We start from the raw sequence: 19,779 nt of genomic DNA on the forward strand, positions 1-19,779 counted from the left end.
CCTGACTGATGAAGTTATTTGTAAGAGATTTGACCGTGATCGACTCCAGCTACCTGTGCGAACGCCGCGGCATGGTGGGCGAGAGCTGGCTGGTAGATATCGAAATGAGCGGTGAGCTGAACGAAATGAGCATGCTGCTGGACTTTGGCCGGGTAAAGAAGCTGATCAAGTCGATCATCGATGAAGAGGTGGACCACAAGCTGCTGGTACCGACAGAGTGCCCGCTGATCCACGTCGAGACACTGGATGGCGACGAAAGCACAGTGGATCTGCTGCGCCAGGGGCGCTCCATCCATCTGCGCTGCCCATCCCAGGGCTTCGCCTTTATCCCGGCACCGCAAGTTGATAAAGAGTCGGTGACCCGCTACCTGCTGGCGGTACTGGCCAAACGGCTACCGGGCAATATCAAGGATCTCTCCCTGACCCTGCGTCAGGAGGCGATCACCGGTGCCTTCTACCACTACAGCCACGGCCTGAAAAAGCACGATGGCAACTGCCAGCGCATCGCCCACGGCCACCGCTCCCCCATCGAGATCCACGTCGATGGTGAGCGCGACCAGGAGCTTGAGTTCAACTGGGCCGAACGCTGGGGCGATATCTACCTCGGCACCGAAGAGGACAAGGTGGCACTGACCGAGCTCACCTTGAGCCCCCGCGCCAATGCCCAGCTTGGCGAGCATCACACCGGCTTCAAATATATGGCGCCCCAGGGGCTGTTCCAGCTGGCCATCCCCACCGCCGAGGTAGAGATGATCGACACCGACACCACGGTCGAGCTGCTGGCCTGCTACATCGCCCGCGAAGTGAAGAAGATGGTGGGCGACAAGTTCGTCAAGATTGTCGCTTATGAAGGGGTCGGCAAGGGCGCCATCGCCTACGCGTAATTCCTGCGTTGACTACCGCAATAACAAGGCCCCGCATCTGCGGGGCCTTGTTATTTCAACTCTCGACCATCAGGCGCTGAGGCGGAAGCGCTTGACCAGGCTCTCCTGCTGCTCGGCAAGGGAGTCCAGCTGCTGGCTGGTCTCGGCTACCCGCTCAATCCCCTGATAGTTGAGATCCGAGATATCGGAGATGCGGTTGAGGTTGGTGGCAATGTCGGCGCTGGTGGCCTGCTGCTGCTCAGCGGCAGAGGCGATCTGGCTCGACATGTCGCTGATCAGCACCACAATCCCCTGCACCTCCTCCATGGCGTTGTTGGCGTGGGAGCTCTGTTCGACGCAACTGTCCATCTCGCGGGAGCACTCCTGCATCACGGTTACCGCCTTGGCGACCCCCTGCTGCAGGTTCTCGATCATGGTCTGGATCTCGCTTGTGGACTGGGCGGTGCGGCCCGCCAGACTGCGCACCTCATCCGCCACCACCGCAAATCCGCGCCCCTGATCGCCGGCCCGCGCCGCCTCAATGGCCGCGTTGAGAGCCAACAGGTTGGTCTGCTCGGCAATGCCGCGAATGACATCGAGGATGTTGCCTATCTGGCTGCTCATGGCGCTCACATCACCAATCACCTTGCCGGTCTGTTGCAGCTTGCCCGCCAGCTGATGGGTGGTGGTGATATTGCCCGCCATCACCTTGCGTCCCATCTCGGAGGCCTTCTCCACATCCATCACTCGCTCCAGAGTCTGGTTGGCGGCCTGCGCCACTTCCCGCACCGATGCCTCCATCTGGGTCATGGCGGCGGCGACCGAGGCGGTCTCCTGCCGCTGTTTCTCCAGATCCGCCCGCACCGATTCGGTGGTGCGACGGTTGCCGTGGGCGGCATCGTTAAGCTGGGCCGATGCTTGTGAAAGCTGCGCCAGTACCTCCCCCATCTGGGCGATCAGCAGGTTGATCTGGCTGCCCAGCTGACCAAATTCATTCTTGCTCTGAAAACCGATGCGCTGAGTCATGTCACCCTGGGTTACTTCGGTCAGCACCAGCAGCAACTCCCTGAGCGGACGGCGAATGGCCTTGCCCAGGGTATAAGCCACCAGCATGGCAATCAGGATGGCGACTACGATGCTGGCTCCCTGAGTCAGGGTGCTCTGGCTCTGTGCGGCTTTGGCATGCTGAATGCTCTGGTTCATCAGTTGCTGGCTCTGAGAGGTGACCCGCTCAAGCCGATCCTGAATTGCCACGATGAGCGCACTCGCCTGCTTGCTCTTCTCCCGCATCTGCTCCTGCTGTTGCATCAGCGTCAGATACTGGGCGAGTACACCTTCATTACCGGTCGTATCGCGCACGAAACCGTGGACGTAGTGACCCATGTTGTTGTCGAAATCCTTGAGCTCACCCTGCAGATCCTTGATGGTGCTGTTGAACCCCTCCATCTGCATCCTGTTGCGCTTGAGCGCGGCTTCAATGGGGGCCGGAATGCTCTGATTGAGGGCATCCATGGTGGAGAGTTCGATAGCGGAGAGCTTGGTGGTCAGGGTCTCGGAGAGCATCTTGATGAAGCTGTCGTCGATGGTGATCATCATGTCCCCCAGACTCTTCTTGAACTGGGGCAAGCTGACCTGAAACTGCCCCTTGGCCAGATTGACCTTGTGCAATCGGGTGAGCAGCGCCTCGTGTTCGCCCGGCAGGGTATCGGTCAGTTGCAGGTAGCTGTCGACCTGCTGGCTCAGAGTGCCCATCTCCCCTTGCAGTTCGGGGTGGTGGGCGACCTGCTGGCGCAAGGCATCGATGCTCTTGCCCACCGCGGCCTTGGCCTGTTTCAGTTCGGCCACTTCGGCAGGCAGCTGTTTGGGGTCCTGCTCGGTGAGCACATCCCCCAGCCACTTGTTGGCACTGAGCAGGGTGATCTGGGTCTGGCTGCTGGCAATCACCAGCGGCATAGACTGCCGGGTCACCTGTTCCAGCGCTCCCCCCAGAGTATTCTGACTACGAAATGTGAGTAGTGAACTGGCCACCATCACGGCCACCAGGATCGCGAAGCCAAGGTAGACTCGCTGCAAGATGGAGAGATCCGACATTGTTTGTTTCATTATTGTCCCGCTGTATATGCAAAAGTCCCTTGCCTGAGTACCCCGTCCTTTTGATACCCTGCAGACCCCTGAACAGGCGCTGCAGATGACGTCCCTCTGGCTATCGGTATTCTTAACAATAACTGAAGGGAATGGGACATCAGCTGTGTCAAATCTCGGCTTGTGTCACACTTGACGCGCTGCTCGCCTTCTTTCGGGAGCCGCTTGGGATGCAAGTTCAATTTTCTTTTTCATATAAGGGAGTTAGCCATGGCGCAAGAAACCATTTTCAGCAAAATCATCCGTAAAGAGATCCCTGCCGACATCCTTTATCAAGACGATCTGGTCACCGCATTCCGGGATATCCAGCCCAAGGCCAAGACCCATATCCTGATCATCCCGAATGTGCTGATCCCCACCGTCAATGACGTGGAAGCCGAACATGAACTGGCCCTTGGCCGGATGTTCACCGTGGCCCGCAAGCTGGCAAGCGATGCGGGCATCGCCGAAGATGGCTACCGCCTCATCATGAACTGCAACCGCCACGGCGGGCAGGAGGTCTACCACATCCACATGCATCTGGTCGGCGGCGAGCCGTTGGGACCGCTGCTCAGCCTGTAATGAATCGCAACGCCTCAACCTGCCGCAGCGCCCTGTTGCTCTGCGGCGCCCTGCTGTTGCTGGGGGGCTGCGCCTCCCGCTGGCAAGACATGTTCGTCTCCTACTCCGATCAGATGGTGCCGCTGCGCAACCAGCTGCTGCTGGGCCATGCCGCCGAAGCGCTGCCCGAGGTGCGCGACTCCACCCTCGGCGATGACACCTTTATCCTCGATCGCCTTGAAGAGGGGCGCATCGCCTGGCTGGCGGGTCAGGATGCGGGCAGCAAGCAGGCGTTCACCGCCGCCGACAGCCGCCTTCAGTGGGAAGACAATCAGGCCGAATACCGGCTGAGCCACGGTCTGGATCAGGTGGGCAGTCTGCTCACTAACGATCAGTCGATGGCCTATCGTACTCCCGATTACGAACGCACCATGCTGCATCACTATCTGGCACTCAACTATCTGCAACGGGGTGATGCCAATGGCGCCCTGGTGGAGGTGCGTCGGGCCAATCAGGTGCAGGAACAGGCCCTGAAACGGCGAGCCGATGAGGTGCGCAAAGCGAAGGATGAGAGCGAAGAGGCCGAAGCAGAAGGCGAGATGCGCCAGCTGATGTCGCGCGGCGCACCGGATCTCGACCGGTTGATCGGCAAGGTCAAGAACGGTTTTCAGAACGCCTACACCTTCTACTTTTCTGCCGTGCTTTATGAGGCGGCCGGGGATCTCAACGATGCCTGGGTCGACTATCAGCGCGGCTACCAGATAGCGCCGGACAACCGCAGCCTGCAAGATGCCTTGTTGCGTCTGGCGCGGCTGCGTGGCTCACCGGACGAGATCCGCGAGACCGAGAAAAAGATAGGCCGCAAAGCGCCGCCGCTTGCAAAAGATCAAGGCCAACTGGTGGTGCTGTTTGAAGATGGTTTGATCCCGGCACGGCGAGAACTGTTCCTGCCGCTCCCCATTTCCACCTCCCGCGGCGATTTTCGCACCTTTACCGTCGCCATCCCCTATTACGATAATCGGGCCAGCGACACCGGCCCGCTGACGGTGGAAGTCGGCAAGCGGGTCGAGCAGACCAGCGAGCTGGTCAGGCTGGAAGCGCTGGCCGCCAAAGATCTGCAAGAGCGGCTGCCCGGCATGCTGACCCGCCAGGCGCTGCGACTGGTGGCCAAGGAGCAGATGCGCCGCACCGCCGCCAAAGAGGGAGGGGATGTGGGCAATATTCTGGTGGGGATCTTCAACACCCTCTCCGAGCGGGCCGATACCCGCAGCTGGCTGACGCTGCCAGCTCAGGCATCGAGCTGGCAGGGAATGGTGCCGGCCGGTGACATCAATCTCACCCTGGGCGCGGGGGCGGCGCAGCGGCAATTGCCGCTCACCATCCACAAGGGACGCACCACCCTGGTCTGGGTACAGCGCCTCGGCGCCGGTCTGACCACCCGGGTGATGCCGCTCTGAGCAGATGGCGAAGATAGATGAGCAAGACAATTAACCGGGCAGGCTCACACGCGGCCCCACTCACCCGATTAAGGAGAGCAAGATGAAAGCATACGGGTTGGCCCTCGGGCTCGCGCTGCTGCTGACCGGCTGCGCCACCAACACCTCCGGCGTGGCGCTCTATGGCCCGACGGGCGGTGCACCCACGCTGGAGCAGCATCAAAACGTCAACGTCACCCTGACCGAGCTGAGCCGCCGCCAGCAAAATGGCCTGCTGCAGGTCAATGTGGCCGCCGCCAGCACCCAGCGCGGCGATAACAAGCTGCAATATATCTTCTATTGGTATGATGAGGCCGGTCAGGAGGTCGCCAGCGATGGCCGCGGCTGGACCCCCATCAAGCTGCATGGCTATCAGACCCGCACCCTCTCGGCCCTGGCGCCCAGCCCGGCGGCGCAGGGTTACCGGATTTACGTACGCGAAGTGATTGAGGAATCCTACTGATGAAAATGAATCATGCCCTGCTGATATTGACCTCTGCATTGCTCTTGGGCGGCTGCTCCAGCACCACGGTCAGCTATGGCGATCCCACTGAAACCGAAACCGTCACCGTCGATTACGGCTCAAGCGATCTGCAAGCCATCGCCGACAAGATGGCGGACTCCATGCTGGCGTCGCCAGCCACCAGCGAGATCACCGCTGGCGGTCGTCCGGTGATGTTTATGGACTCTATCCGCAACAAGACCTCCGAGCACATCGATACCGAAGCGATCACCGATACCATCCGCACCAAGCTGCTGCGGGCCGGCAAATTCCGCTTCGTCGACATGAGCAAGGTGGCCGCCGTCAAGCAGCAGCTCGAATACCAGCAGAGCAGCGGCATGGTGGATCCTGCCTCCATGGTGCGGCTTGGCAAACAGACCGGTGCCCGCTACATGGTCTATGGCAACCTCGCCAGCATCGTCAAGGACAATGGCAAGGTGAAGGATGTCTACTACCAGATGACCATGAACCTGATGGATCTGCAAAACGGCGAACTGCTGTGGGCCGATCAGAAAGAGATCCGCAAACAGGCGAAGAAATCCACCTTTGGCTGGTAACAGGCTCCCGGTGACAGGCAACTGTGATCCGCTACTGGCCAGCCTGCCCGCCCCCTGGCGGGAGGGGCAGCTGGAACCACTCGGGTTAGGCCTGACCAACTGCAACTATCGACTGCGCCTCCCCTCGGGGCGCAGTTACTTTTTGCGTCAGGGCCACTCCGACCCGGTGCGCCTTGGTATCGACCGTCCCACCGAGTGGCAGCTTTATCAGGGGGCGATAGCCGAAGGACTAGCGCTGCCTTGCCACTATGGCGATCCCGCCAGCGGTCTGATGCTGCTCGAATGGTGCGATGAGCCAAACTGGGTGCACGCGGCGCCACCGGCAGTCGATCAGCCCCGTCTGCTAGCTGAGGTGCTGCGCAAGCTCCATCGCCTGCCGCTACCTGCGGTGGTGATGGCGGTGCGAGCCCACGCGGCGGGCTATCGCGCCCGACTGGCACACATCCCCTCCTGGCTGCCCGCCCTGGAGCGGAGCTTGCTCGTCAGCAGTGAGCCAAATGATTGCTGGCGCCCTTGCCACCATGATCTCAATCCGGCTAACTTGTTGGGAAGCAAACCCTGGGTCATCGACTGGGAGTATGGCGCGGCAGGTCACCCCGGCTTTGAGCTCGCCAGCATCCAGCGCACCCATGAGTGGCCCGCCGAGCGGCGCGACGAGCTGGAAGCGCACTATCTGCAGGCCGTGCCGCGCCACCAGTGGCCCGATTTTCAGAGCGAGGCATTTTTACCCTGGGTCGACTATATCGGCCTACTCTGGGCCCTGCTGATGGCAGAGCAACAGCCCTCACTCGACTATGACACCCTGATCGCCATCAACCGGCAACGACTGGAGTAACAGATGATAAACAAGGTGCGCTGGCACAAGCCGAAAACCTGGGGTCTGCTGCTGATCGGCCTGCTGCTGACCGGCTGCTCCACCCGGGTGATCTACTACTGGCTCGATACCGCCATCATCTGGCAGCTGGATGACTACTTTGCCCTCTCCTATTCGCAGAAGGATCTGCTCAGCCGCGAAGTGAAGGGGCTGATGGCCTGGCACCGCCAGCACGAGCTGCCGCGCTACGCCAGGGATCTCGATGCACTGGCCAAGGCGGTGGCCAGCCCCATGACGCCGGAGCAGATCTCGACCAACCTAGATGCGGTGCAGCAGAGTCTGACCCGCACGCTGGAAAACACTATCCCCCGCGCGGTCAGGCTGGCGCGCACCCTGACCGACGAGCAGGTGGCCCGCTTCATGACCGATCGGGTCAAGCGGCAACAGGAGCGGCAAAAGGACTTTGCCACTGAGCCCAAAGAGCAGATGCTGGCGGAGTTTCGCGACAAGATGAACAAGCGGCTCGAGTTCTGGATTGGTGAGGTGAAACCGGCACAGGCGCCACTGGTGGCCCAGTGGGCCGAATGGCAATACGAGCTGATGCCCCCCTGGCTCGAGTTTCAGGAGTCCTGGACCCAGGAGCTGGACAGGCTGATGAAGCAGCGCCAAAGTCCCGACTTTACCCGCGAGCTGACCAACCTGCTGGCCGAGGGGGATGGGCTGATGGATGGCCGCTTTACCGGCTATACCGAACAGTCGCGCCAGCGTACCGTCAACTGGCTGAGCGCCATGAGCCAGTCGCTGGATATCTCCCAGCGGGCCCATCTCTACTCCCTGCTTAAGGGTTATGCCCGCGACTTCAAGCAGATGAGCGGCAGCTGACGAGCGGCACCGAATGGTGCCATGCTCCCGGGGCAACCTTGTTCAAACCGGGCGCTTATGGTAGTTTGCCCTTTCTATTTATCGGGAATTAACTTTTTGCGCCTTATCGACAAAGTAAAACTGGTGCTGGTAACTCTGGTTATTGCCTTCACCCTGCTTTGTTCCATCGCCCGAATGGAAGGCCCGCTGCTACCCGCATCTCCCCAGAGTGAACAGCAGCAGACTCAGGTGTTCAATCAGCTCAGCGACAGCGATGATGGCATCATCAAGTTTGTCGGCAGCCATCAGAATCACCTGCTGCGTCTCGAACAATCCCTGCGCAGTGACAACCAGCCCAAGAGTGTGGTCTACGAGCTGATCCAGAGCTGGTCGGCCCAGGCCATCCTGCTGTTACTGCTCGGCTGGCTGATGCTGGCCCCCGAGCTCTATCACAAACAGAGTTTTCGCGATCGCTTTGGCGCGATCCATCGGCGCCATCTACAGCGCCAACATCTGCAATACCGCTTCACCCAGAGCTATCTGAACGCCTGACCCCGGAGGGGCTGACACATCCACTGTTTGCTCATCTCCTCTTCCTGACGGATCCGGCAACTGCCTGATCCGCATCTGATGCATCCCATTTTTTGCGCCTTGCCGAGCCTTGATGCTATCGGCCCGGACACCATTCTCCTGACAGAGGCTTGTTTGCCATGAGAAAGAGCAATCGCACCGTTCTCAACCGCATGAGCAAGTGGCAGTACGCACTGCTGCTGTTGATGCTGTTGACCTTTACCTTTTACTCCCTGCCCACCTTTTTCGGTGAGCAGCCCTCCCTTGGCCTGCACGGACAGCAGCGCCTGACCACCCAGCAACAGATGTTGCTGAGCGACAAGCACCTGACACCGGTCAAGGTGATCGAGCAACCTGAGCGGGTCGAGCTGGTCTTTGCCAGCCAGGGCGAGCAGCAGCGAGCCAAGCAGTTGCTGGAGCAGCAAGGGGTCGACAGTGCCGCCCTGACCCTGGAGTTTCACTCCAACGCGCCGGCCTGGATCACCCGCCTCGGCGCCGACCCCATCAAGCTGGGACTGGACCTGCGTGGCGGCTCCCAGCTGCTTATCGGGGTGGACGTGGACTTTGTCATCGACAATCAGACCAAGAATCTGGTGGATACCCTGCGCACCCGCTTCCGTGAAGCCAATCTGCGCGGCGCCAGCGTCACGCGCAGCGCACAGGGTGCCGTAGCCGTCACCCTGCCGGAGGTGGCCGAACAGGAGAGCTGGCTCGCCATCATCAAGGAGAGTGCCGGTACCCGTCAGGATCAGTGGAAGCTGACCCGCTCCGGCAATGATCTGAAACTGGTGCTGAGCGAGGCTGAGCGTACCCTGCTGGTCAACAACGCCGTGACCCAAAACCTGTCGATCCTGAAAAAAAGGATCAACGAGCTCGGCATCGTCGAGGCCTCGGTGGTGCGTCAGGGCCAAGATGGCATCCGTATCGAACTGCCCGGGGTGCACAACCCCAAGCAGGCGAAAGAGGTGATCGGGGCCACCGCCTCGCTGGCCTTCTACGAGGCCAAAGCCGACAGCCACTTCTATATCGCCGATCGCAACGGCCAGGCCGTCGGCATGGCGCGCAAGCCGGTACTCACCGGCGAGCACATCGTCGATGCCCGCGCCAATATGGGCGAGATGGGTCAACCCCAGGTCAATATCGTGCTCGACACCCTGGGTGGCAGCAAGATGAACCAGTTCAGCCGCCAGCATGTGGGCAAGCCGATGGCGACCGTCTTCACCGAGTACAAAACCAACGCCCAGGGCAAACTGCGCGCCCAGAGCGAGGTGATCAACGTCGCCACCATCCAGACCGCCCTTGGCAACCAGTTCCGTATCACCGGCATTGGCAGTCTGCCGGAAGCGCAAGAGCTGGCCATGCTGCTGCGTGCCGGCGCCCTCACCGCCCCGCTCAAGATCCTGGAGGAGCGCTCCATTGGTCCGACGCTGGGGATGCAGAATATCGAGGCAGGCTTCACCGCGCTGGCCTTCGGCATGGCAGGCATGATGCTGTTCATGATGGCCTGGTACCGCAAATTCGGCTGGGTTGCCATCACGGCGCTGGTCGCCAACCTGTTGATGCAGGTCGGCATGCTGGCAGTGCTGCCGGGCGCCGTGTTGACCCTGCCGGGGATCGCCGGTCTGGTGCTGACGGTGGGCATGGCGGTGGATACCCATGTGCTGATCTTCGAGCGGATCAGGGACCGTCTGCGAGAAGGGGGCTCACTGGCCAACGCCATCGACTTTGGCTATCGCTCGGCCTTCCACACCATTTTCGATGCCAACATCACTACGCTCATCTGCGCCGTGGTGCTCTACTCCATCGGCTCCGGGCCGCTGCAGGGCTTCTCCATCACCCTCATCCTGGGTCTGCTCTCCAGCATGATCACCGGGATCTGGGGGACACGCGCCATCATCAACCCCCTGTGGGGACGCAGCAGCGAGCGCACGCTGAAGGTGTAACGGGACAGCAGTCCCTCTGATGAGCGGCTTTGGCTGCGCCATCGGCCATGGATATGGCTGGGACGGCCAAAGCAGAACACTATTTCCCGGCGTGTCGCGACACGTCGTGATGGGCCAACAGCCTGATGCTGGCTGGCCAAGGAGAGAATTATGTTGAGAATGATCGTTGCCATGGGGCTGACCCGTTGGCGTTATATCGGCCTGTGGGCTTCCATCCTGCTGACCGTGGCCAGCGTCGCCATCTTGCTGGTGAACGGCCTGACACTGGGGCTCGATTTTACCGGCGGGATCCTGCTGGAGTTTCATATCCAGACCCTGAAAGAGGCCCATGAGCTCAATACCATGCTGGTCTCCCCGCTGGCGGGAGCCGTTGAGCTGAGCTCGGCCGGTATTCCCGGCGAGTGGCTGATCAAGCTGCCCCCCCACGAACTGCCCTGGCCCGCGGCGGATCTCGCAACCATGCTGACCCAACAGCTGGGGATGCCGGTCGAGTTGCTGCGCACCACCATCGTCGGCCCTCAGGTGGGTGCCGAACTGTTCCAGCAGGGGATGCTGGCGGTGCTGGTCGCTTCGCTGGCGATGTCGGCCTATCTGGCGTTTCGCTTCGAGTGGCGTCAGGCCATCGGCATCCTGCTCTCGGTGGTCCATGACGCCATCGTGGCGCTGGGGCTGCTGTCACTCTTTCAGATCGAATTCGATCTGAACATCATCGCCGGTTTGATGGCGGTGATCGGCTACTCCCTCAACGACAGCATCGTCATTTCGGACAGGTTGCGGGATCTGCTAAGCTCGCGTACCCAGATGGGCATCCACGAGTGCTCCGATGTGGCCATCAAGGCGACCTTCAGTCGCACCATGATCACCTCGGGCACCACCCTGTTTACCGTGGGCGCGTTGTTGCTGTTTGGCGGTGACGCCCTCTACGGCTTCTCCTTCACCCTGTTTGCCGGGATCCTGGTGGGCACAGTCTCCTCCATCACCGTCGCCTCGACCGTGCAGGAGCTGCTTGGGCTCACCCCGCAGGCCTACCAGAAAAAGAGCGAGGAGCCAGTGGCCAACGCAGCCTGACCCTTGCTAACCAGAGTCGGCTAATCGAGCCTCTACCAACTATGCCCTTGCCAACCATTGGCAGGGGCTTTTTCTACCCTCCCCCGCCAATCCCAGTCGATCCTGTTACTGGCCAAGTCGCCTCAATTGACAACTGACCATATTGAAAGCAATGACGGATCAATCCGTCATTTTTAATAACAAAAAGGTCATTTTATTACGTCAAAAACCCTGAAATGTGACTGAAAGCACTTTCTTGAGGGGTCAAAGGAGGCAACATTGTAGTGATTTATCTACAAAGGGATATGAGATGTTGTTACAACCTGCCAATACAGCAAAAGCCAGACAGTTGCTGAACGAGACCATGGCTCTGGTACTCGCAGGAGGGCGGGGTAGTCGCCTCAAACAGTTAACCGACAACCGTGCAAAACCTGCCGTTCATTTCGGCGGCAAATTCCGCATCATCGATTTCGTGCTCTCCAACTGCATCAACTCCGGCATCCGTCGGGTCGGTGTCGTGACCCAGTACAAATCCCACAGCCTGTTGCGCCATCTCCAATCGGGCTGGTCTTTCCTGCGCTACCAGATGAACGAGTTTATCGATCTGCTCCCTGCCCAGCAGCGGGTGGATGAGGTGAACTGGTATCGGGGTACCGCCGATGCGGTCTACCAGAATCTGGATATCATCCGCGATCACGCCCCCAAATATGTGGTGGTGCTGGCAGGCGATCACATCTACAAGATGGATTACGCCGCCATGCTGCTCGACCACGTCAATATGGGCGCCAAGGTGACCGTTGCCTGCATCGAGGTGCCACGCAGTGAAGCAAGCGCCTTCGGGGTAATGGCGGTGGATGATGATCGCAAGATCAATGCCTTCGTCGAAAAGCCTGCTAACCCGCCCGCCATGCCGGGCAAGGCCGACACCGCGCTGGCCTCAATGGGCGTCTATATCTTCGATGCCGAGTATCTCTATCAGTTGCTGGAAGAGGACATTGCCAACGAGCAGTCCCATCACGATTTCGGCATGGACGTGATCCCCCGCGTGGTGAAAGAGGGCACCGCATTCGCTCACCCGTTTGGCATGTCCTGTGTCGGCTGCTGTCCGGATCGCCGCCCCTACTGGCGCGATGTGGGCACCGTGGACTCCTTCTGGGAGGCCAATATGGATCTCGCTTCCGTCACGCCTGAGCTGGATATCTACGATCAGGACTGGCCCATCTGGACCAGTCAGAACATGACTCCTCCCGCCAAGTTCGTGCAGGACCGAAACGGCCAGCACGGCATGACCATCAACTCCATGTTTGCCGGGGGCACCATCGTCAGTGGCTCTTTCATCCTGAGTTCGGTGCTCTTTACCAATGTGCGGGTCGACTCCTTCTGCACTCTGGATCAGGCCGTTATCTTCCCGGGTGTGGAGATTGGTGCCGGTTGCCGACTGCGCCGGGTGGTGATCGACAAGGGGTGCAAACTGCCGGAAGGCACGGTGATCGGTGAAAACGCCGATGAAGATGCACGTCGCTTCCACCGCTCCGAGCAGGGCATAGTGCTGGTCACCCAGGGGATGCTCACTCGCCTGAACAAAGAGCTGCAGGGAAAACAAAAGCGCTGATCCGCAGCCAGACGGGATCCCCCTTCCTACCGCAAAGGGAGCCATGATGGCTCCCTCTTTCTATGGCTGACCAGATAGCCACCTCACACCATCATTGCCATCGCGTTGCAGTCTCCCAGAGATGCCATTTACTGTGGGTAAACAGCTGGGCAACGCAGCCTTTACGCCCCAAGCTGTAAACATTAAATTACAAAATAACCATTACCCCTCCGAAAAACCCTCTGTATTATTCCTGTTAGCGCTATATAGCAGCTCCTTTATCTGACTTTTTAGTGGTAAACCCACTAGTTTCACTTGATTGTTTGTTTTTCCTTGGTAAGGTGAGGGCGGTTGCGTAACAAAGCAGGTACCAGTGTAAATATATGGGTACGATCGCTTTTGGCTTAATACAGTAGAGAGAATGAAATCATGCAAAGAGACCCCCTGAACAACATCCATATCCAGTCCGAACAAGTGATGATCACGCCTGCCCAGCTCAAGGAGAAGTTACCCATCTCCGACAAGGCGCTGGCATTCGTGCAAGGGGCCCGCAATACCATCGCCGACATCATTCACCGCCGCGATCACCGGCTGTTGGTGATCTGTGGTCCCTGCTCCATCCACGATATGGACGCCGCCAAAGAGTACGCAACCAGACTCAAAGCGCTGCATGATGCCTACCAGGACTCTCTCTACATTGTCATGCGGGTCTACTTTGAGAAACCGCGCACCACGGTCGGCTGGAAAGGCTTTATCAACGACCCCAATCTGGATGGCACCTTCGATGTGGAGCTGGGGCTGCACCGTGCCCGCGAGCTGCTCTGCTGGCTGGCGGAGCTGGAGTTGCCGCTGGCCACCGAAGCGCTCGACCCCATCAGCCCGCAATACCTGGCGGAGCTCTTCTCCTGGTCAGCCATCGGCGCCCGCACCACCGAATCCCAGACCCACAGGGAGATGGCGTCCGGCCTCTCCATGCCGGTCGGCTTCAAGAACGGCACCGACGGCAACCTGGGGACTGCCATCAATGCGCTGCAGGCGGCCTCCTCCCCTCACGCCTTTATGGGGATCAACCAGCAGGGCCAGGTTGCGCTGCTGCAGACCCAGGGCAACCCGGATGGCCACGTGATCCTGCGCGGCGGCAAACATCCCAACTATGACTCGGTCAACGTGTCGCTGGCGGAAGAGGCGCTGGAGAAAGCGGGCCTGCTGCCGAGCCTTGTGGTGGATTGCAGCCACGGCAACTCCAGCAAGGATCACCGTTTGCAGCCCAAGGTGGCCGACAACGTCATCCACCAGATCCAGGAGGGCAACCGCTCCATCATCGGGGTGATGCTCGAATCCAACCTGTTCGAGGGAAACCAGTCCAGCGAGCAGCCCAAGGAGCAGATGCGCTACGGGGTCTCCATCACAGATGCCTGCATCGACTGGGACACCACCGCTACCCTGCTCGCCCGCTGCCACAACCAGCTGGCTGACCCCCTCAAGGGCAGAACTGCACGGTAAGCCGTGGTATCTTGTCGTAACCTATTGAACAATCGAGGTATCACTAGTGGTGGCATCAAACCGCTCACACCGTGATACCTTGTTGCATCTTGAATTTCAGGGCGCCGCCGCTCGCGGCGCCAGCAGGGACTGGATATGGCTGAAGAGTTGAATGTACTCAGGGACAAGATAGATGCGGTGGACAAGCAGCTGATCGATCTGCTGGCCGCCCGTCTGGCCCTGGTGGGAGAAGTGGGTGAGGTAAAGAGCCGCCACGGCCTGCCCATCTATGCACCGGATCGGGAAGCGAGCATGCTGGCCCGCCGCCGAGCCGAGGCTGAGCAGTTGGGGGTGCCCGGCGATCTCATCGAAGACGTGCTGCGCCGGGTAATGCGTGAATCTTATGCCAGCGAGAAAGATACCGGCTTCAAATGCATAAAGCCGGATCTTGGCAAGGTGGTCATCATCGGTGGTCAGGGCCAGCTTGGCCGCTTGTTCGGCCATATGTTCAGCCTCTCAGGCTATCGAGTCGAGACGCTGGAACAAGCCGACTGGCCGCGCGCTGACGAGATCCTCGCCGGAGCCGGTCTGGTGATGGTGGCGGTGCCCATCGATATCACCTGCCAGATCATTGAGCGGCTCGGCAACCTGCCCGCAGATTGCCTGCTGGTTGATGTCACCAGCGTGAAAGCGGCGCCGCTCGAACATATGCTGGCGGTACATCAGGGGCCGGTACTGGGACTGCACCCCATGTTCGGGCCAGATGTGGCGAGCCTTGCCAAGCAGGTGATCGTCTGCTGCCAGGGTCGCGACCCCGCCGCCAGCCAATGGCTGCTGGATCAGATGACCATCTGGGGCGCCCGCTTGCAACAGGTGGAAGCCAAGGCCCACGATGAGGCGATGACCCTCATTCAGGCACTGCGTCACTTCGCCACCTTTGCCTATGGCTGGCACCTCTCCCGGGAGCAGGCCAATCTGGATCGCCTGCTGAGTTTGAGCTCCCCCATCTACCGGCTGGAGCTGGCCATGGTGGGGCGGCTGTTCGCCCAGGATCCACACCTCTATGCCGACATCATTTTGTCGTCACCGCAGAATCTGGCGATGATCCGTCGCTACTACCAAAACTTCGGCGAAGCGCTGGGGCTGCTGGAGCGAGGAGACAGGGACGGTTTCATCAACGCATTCTCGCAAGTTTCCGGTTTCTTCGGCGAGCATGCCGACCAGTTCCTGCGTGAAAGCCGCATGCTGCTCGCCCAGGCCAACGACCGCCGCCAACACGGCTGATCCTGCAAAAGCAGGAACGCTCATATCACCAAAAAGGGAAGATACTCAGGCATCTTCCCTTTTGTTTGTTACTAATTTCAACGCTAACTCAGTCGAGAGCGGCGACACACCAAGCACCTACCGCTGATTGGCCTCACAATCCCCTCCCCCTGTGCAGCATCACATCCACCATGTATGCCCCCTCAATATCCGCACAATCCGCGCAAATAGCACCGCCCCTTGCAAGGGCAGCCAGATTCTCACGGTCAAACCAAGCTGCTGCGAGCAACGACTGCATGACGTAAAGGAGAGCAGTGCCCTCCCCATCAAAGAGATAAGCAGGAAGCAGGAAGCAGGAAGCAGGAAGCAGGAAGCAGGAAGCAGGAAGCAGGAAGCAGGAAGCAGGAAGCAGGAGAGATTAACCGAGACAAATGGTTTGCCAAAGATCACTTAACACAGCAATCCGGCGATTTATCATGGCGCCAATCCGCTGTCGCCAAAAAAGAAAATGGCCGAGAAATTATCTCGGCCATTTGTAGCCTGGTCAAAGACTCAAGCCTGGATATTACTCTTGTTCAACTTATTAGAAGTTGTACTGCAGAGCAACAGTCCACTCGTCGTCATGCTTCTCGATACCCTGGATCTTGTACTCGGTGTAAGCTTTCAGTTTCGGAGTGAAAGCGTACTGAACACCCAGCAGGGTCTCGTCAACCAGATCCTTGTAAGTAGAACCGGCAGCTTGAGCGTTGGCCTTGCCTTCTTTGAAGTTGTAACCAGCCAGGAAGGTCCAAGCATCTACGTTGTAAGAAGCAGCCAGCTCGTAACCACGGCCGTCATCTTTCAGACCCAGGCTCTTGTTCTTCACTTCGCCTTCAGTGTAAACACCGGCAAAATAGAAGCCATTGATAGCGTAGTGCGCGCCAATAGCCCACTCGTCTTTCTTACCAGTCTGACCATTAACTTTGTTTTGCAGGTCGGAGTAGGCATAACCGGCGTTGAAGCCCAGGCCGAAGTCAAAATCGTAACCGGCGGCAACGGCATAAGCTTTCTTACGCTTAACGTCGGAACCAAAGATGGCATCTTCTTTGACCTTCTGACCAACGTCAGTGATCTTGACCGCTACGTCGTCATTGGTTTGGTAGGAAACTTTACCTTTGAAACCACCGAAGGTGTTGGAGTAGATAACCTGGCCTTCCTGACGACCGTCATAGAAGTTACCCGCATCGCCCCACTCGTTGAAAATATCGGTCGGCTCGAGTACGTCGTAGAAAGCAGTGTCGGTCTGACCGAAGATGATTTTACCGTACTGGGTGCCGTCAAAGCCTGCATAGATATGACGAGCATCGAACTTGCTAGACTTACCGTCACTGCCCTTGTCGGAGTTTTCAGCAGCAACTTGCCACTCGGTCTTGGCGATACCGGACCAGGTGTTGTTCAGAGCAACTTTACCGGACCAGCCCAGACGGGAAGAACCAATCAGCTCGCCATCGGTATCATCGTGCTCACCGTAGTAGTTAGCCTGTACACGGCCGTATACGTCGAAAGTGGTACCGTCTTTGTCATAGATCACTGCGGCGTTAGCGGCGGATGCAAACAGAGCCGGAATAGCAATAGCCAGAATTGTCTTTTTCATAGTTTCCAATGCCTACTGTAATTAAACACTAAGTTGTTGTTATTCCCTGTGTTAGCGATGTTCTTTGCATCACTATGCCGCCGAGACTAGCACCGGATTTTTTGAACCGCAATGAAAAAACTTGGAACTTTTTACGCAAACCATAGTCATGGAGGCAAAAATGTGAGCCAAGTCTCACCTGACGGCAAGGTAAAAGGAAAACGTTTACAATGAATCCTGCTGATTATTTGGACTCAAATAGTCTATTTTGCATGCAAATAACGCTAACTACCTGATAAACAACCAAAGTGGTCTGATCAGCGTAAAACTCCGTGATAATGGCTGTTGCCTCGACCTCACCGAGGGGTTGCGGGTATCCTTGTCCTTCGATTAACCCCTAACTGGCCTTCTCTTCATGCTCTCTACTCGCCTCAAAGCAACCATTCGTCAAACCTATCGCCAGATTTCGGATGGATTACCCGGTTTTGTGCCGCGCAAAGAGCAGAACTTTCTGGTGGCCGAGATAGCCAAAACCCTGACCGGCGAGTACGACAAACAACGCCGTATTCTGGTTGCCGAAGCGGGTACCGGTATCGGCAAATCCCTCTCCTATGCGCAGGGCGCCATTCCGGTGGCGCGACTCACCCAGAAGAAGCTGGTGATCTCCACCGCCACAGTGGCCCTGCAAGAGCAGCTGATCCACAAAGACCTTCCTTTTTACCACCGCCACAGCGAGCTTCCGTTTCGCTTTATGCTGGTCAAGGGGCGTCAACGCTACTGTTGCGAGCATCTGCTGGAGCAGGCAGCCAGTGGCGCCGAGATGGCCAACTTCGAGCTCGACTTTGGCAGTCTGAGCAAATCCAAACCATCGGACAGCGACAAGGATCGCTACCAGGCGCTGTGGCAGGCCTACACCAATGGCAAGTGGGACGGGGATCGGGACAACTGGCCGGAGCCCATTCCCGACACTTGCTGGGATCGCATCGCCGCAGACCGCCACACCTGCAACAAGGCGCTGAGCCATCACCAGCACTGCCCCTTTCATCGAGCCCGCAACGACATGGAGAGCGCCGATGTGCTGGTCGTCAACCATGCGCTACTGCTCTCCGATCTCACCATGGGCGGCGGCATCATTCTGCCGCCCCCTGATGAGTGCATCTATGTGCTGGATGAGGCCCATCACCTGCCCACCATCGCCCGGGATCACGGCGCAGCGTCGGCCAGCGTCAAAGGCTCGCGTCGCTGGCTGGAGAAGCTGGTACAAAGTGCAGGCAAGCTGGCGCGGACTCTTAATAAGGAGAGCCTGCTCGACCCCCAACTCAAACTGCAGGATGCACTGGCCACCATCCAGCCTGATCTGAAGGCGGTCGAGCAGTGGCTCAGCGCCAACGATCGGCTGTTTGGCACGGAACCCCACTACCGCTTCGTCGAAGGGGTATTGCCGGATCCCCTGCCCATGCTGGCGGAGAATCTCAAGGAGTCGAGCAAGAAGGCGCTGCGAGCGCTGGATCGGATGCAAGGGGCCATAGGTGAAGCGCTGAAAGATGGCGAGATCCGCCGCAAGGAGGCCGAACCCCTGTTGGCAGAGAGCGGTTTTCATCTGCAGCGGCTGGAGAGTTTCTGCGCCCTCTGGGAGATGCTGGGGCGCCATGTGCCGACCGGCAAAACCCCGCTCGCCCGCTGGATGGCCAAGAGCGATGACGGCGATATCTGGCTGCACGCTTCACCGATAGAGGTGGGCTATCTGCTGGAGGAGTGGCTCTGGTCGAAATGTCTGGGAGCCGTACTGGTCTCCGCGACCCTCACAGCACTCTCTTCCTTTAGTTATTTTCGCCATCAGGTGGGGCTCAAGGAGCACGACGGTACCCGCTATCTGCGCCTGCGCTCCCCCTTTGACTACCAGAAAGCCGAGCTCTATCTGCCCAAGATGGAGCACGAACCCAACTCACCAGCCTTTACCAATGAACTCATCAGCGTGCTGCCACGTATTCTGGCGGGCAAGGAGGCGAGTCTGGTGCTCTTCTCCTCCTACCGCCAGATGAATGAGGTGGCCGTTGGCTTGCGAGCCAAGGGACTGTCACTGCTGGTGCAGGGGGAAGCCTCCCGCAATGCCCTGCTCACCCTGCACAAGCAGAAATGCGATGGCGGTCAAGCCAGCATCCTGTTTGGTACCGGCAGCTTCTCGGAGGGGCTGGATCTGCCGGGTCACTACCTCACCAATCTGGTGATCACCAAACTCCCCTTTGCGGTGCCCAACTCGCCGGTCGAGGAGGCTACCGCCGAGTGGGTGGAGCAGCGAGGAGGCAACCCCTTTCTGCAACTGACGGTGCCGGAGGCATCGCGCAAACTGATCCAGGCCTGTGGCCGCCTCATCCGCAAAGAGGCCGATCGGGGGCGAGTCACCATTCTTGACCGGCGTCTGCTGACCAAGCGTTATGGCAAGGGGTTACTTGATGCCCTCCCCCCGTTTACACGGCGGATCGAATAAATAAGCATGCCGTTATTGATAAATGAACT

General features: G+C 58.9%; 16 protein-coding genes. 14 read left to right on the forward strand and 2 right to left on the reverse strand.

The window, feature by feature from the left end:
* Positions 1-8: 8 nt before the first annotated feature.
* Positions 9-884, forward strand: coding sequence for a 6-pyruvoyl trahydropterin synthase family protein (locus tag G5358_RS05385; RefSeq protein ID WP_167558073.1), 876 nt, complete (start codon positions 9-11; stop codon positions 882-884).
* Between the two features lie 69 nt (positions 885-953).
* Here G5358_RS05385 and G5358_RS05390 read toward each other — a convergent pair whose 3' ends face one another.
* On the reverse strand, positions 954-2,966 hold the full coding sequence (locus G5358_RS05390) for a methyl-accepting chemotaxis protein (protein WP_421323766.1): 2,013 nt from the start codon (positions 2,964-2,966) through the stop codon (positions 954-956).
* A 249-nt stretch (positions 2,967-3,215) separates the two neighbouring features.
* On the opposite strand from G5358_RS05390, the gene hinT reads away from it, so the two are divergent.
* From hinT to tyrA, 12 genes are all read left to right on the forward strand, one after another.
* Positions 3,216-3,566, forward strand: coding sequence for a purine nucleoside phosphoramidase (hinT, locus tag G5358_RS05395; RefSeq protein WP_167558071.1), 351 nt, complete (start codon positions 3,216-3,218; stop codon positions 3,564-3,566).
* Entirely contained in the window at positions 3,566-5,002 is a 1,437-nt protein-coding gene (locus G5358_RS05400) for a COG3014 family protein (protein ID WP_167558070.1), read from the forward strand. Before hinT ends, G5358_RS05400 begins: the two co-directional genes overlap by 1 nt.
* Before the next feature lie 82 nt (positions 5,003-5,084).
* A complete protein-coding gene (locus tag G5358_RS05405; RefSeq protein ID WP_040066236.1) occupies positions 5,085-5,483 on the forward strand; it encodes a YcfL family protein in 399 nt (132 codons plus the stop codon).
* Positions 5,483-6,079 (forward strand): penicillin-binding protein activator LpoB, encoded by a 597-nt coding sequence (gene lpoB, locus G5358_RS05410; protein ID WP_005334041.1) that lies wholly within the window; start codon positions 5,483-5,485, stop codon positions 6,077-6,079. Before G5358_RS05405 ends, lpoB begins: the two co-directional genes overlap by 1 nt.
* Positions 6,080-6,089: 10 nt before the next feature.
* On the forward strand, positions 6,090-6,914 hold the full coding sequence (locus G5358_RS05415; protein WP_254204278.1) for a phosphotransferase: 825 nt from the start codon (positions 6,090-6,092) through the stop codon (positions 6,912-6,914).
* Positions 6,915-6,917: 3 nt separating this feature from the next.
* On the forward strand, positions 6,918-7,775 hold the full coding sequence (locus G5358_RS05420; RefSeq protein WP_064336756.1) for a DUF6279 family lipoprotein: 858 nt from the start codon (positions 6,918-6,920) through the stop codon (positions 7,773-7,775).
* A gap of 96 nt (positions 7,776-7,871) precedes the next feature.
* Complete coding sequence (locus G5358_RS05425; protein ID WP_227340814.1) at positions 7,872-8,306, forward strand: hypothetical protein; 435 nt, start codon at positions 7,872-7,874, stop codon at positions 8,304-8,306.
* 158 nt (positions 8,307-8,464) lie between these two features.
* Positions 8,465-10,267, forward strand: coding sequence for a protein translocase subunit SecD (gene secD / locus G5358_RS05430; protein WP_201908306.1), 1,803 nt, complete (start codon positions 8,465-8,467; stop codon positions 10,265-10,267).
* 150 nt (positions 10,268-10,417) lie between these two features.
* The gene (secF, locus tag G5358_RS05435; RefSeq protein ID WP_421202618.1) at positions 10,418-11,335 is read left to right on the forward strand and encodes a protein translocase subunit SecF; all 918 of its coding nucleotides are present in this window, start codon (positions 10,418-10,420) and stop codon (positions 11,333-11,335) included.
* 289 nt (positions 11,336-11,624) lie between these two features.
* Positions 11,625-12,926 (forward strand): glucose-1-phosphate adenylyltransferase, encoded by a 1,302-nt coding sequence (gene glgC / locus G5358_RS05440; RefSeq protein WP_421323767.1) that lies wholly within the window; start codon positions 11,625-11,627, stop codon positions 12,924-12,926.
* 408 nt (positions 12,927-13,334) lie between these two features.
* Positions 13,335-14,408, forward strand: coding sequence for a 3-deoxy-7-phosphoheptulonate synthase (locus tag G5358_RS05445; protein WP_021231016.1), 1,074 nt, complete (start codon positions 13,335-13,337; stop codon positions 14,406-14,408).
* 135 nt (positions 14,409-14,543) lie between these two features.
* A complete protein-coding gene (gene tyrA, locus G5358_RS05450) occupies positions 14,544-15,671 on the forward strand; it encodes a bifunctional chorismate mutase/prephenate dehydrogenase (RefSeq protein WP_421173161.1) in 1,128 nt (375 codons plus the stop codon).
* Between the two features lie 562 nt (positions 15,672-16,233).
* Here the strand turns inward: tyrA and G5358_RS05455 are convergent.
* Positions 16,234-17,283, reverse strand: a complete 1,050-nt coding sequence (locus tag G5358_RS05455) for a porin (protein WP_088869706.1) — start codon at positions 17,281-17,283, stop codon at positions 16,234-16,236.
* 394 nt (positions 17,284-17,677) lie between these two features.
* Here G5358_RS05455 and dinG point away from each other — a divergent pair, with 394 nt between their 5' ends.
* Positions 17,678-19,750: an ATP-dependent DNA helicase DinG gene (gene dinG / locus G5358_RS05460; RefSeq protein WP_421173160.1), complete on the forward strand. Its 2,073-nt coding sequence runs from the start codon at positions 17,678-17,680 to the stop codon at positions 19,748-19,750.
* The last annotated feature ends 29 nt before the right edge of the window (positions 19,751-19,779 follow it).

The organism is Aeromonas sp. 604176 (assembly GCF_049170755.1).
Lineage (GTDB): Bacteria > Pseudomonadota > Gammaproteobacteria > Enterobacterales > Aeromonadaceae > Aeromonas > Aeromonas veronii_A.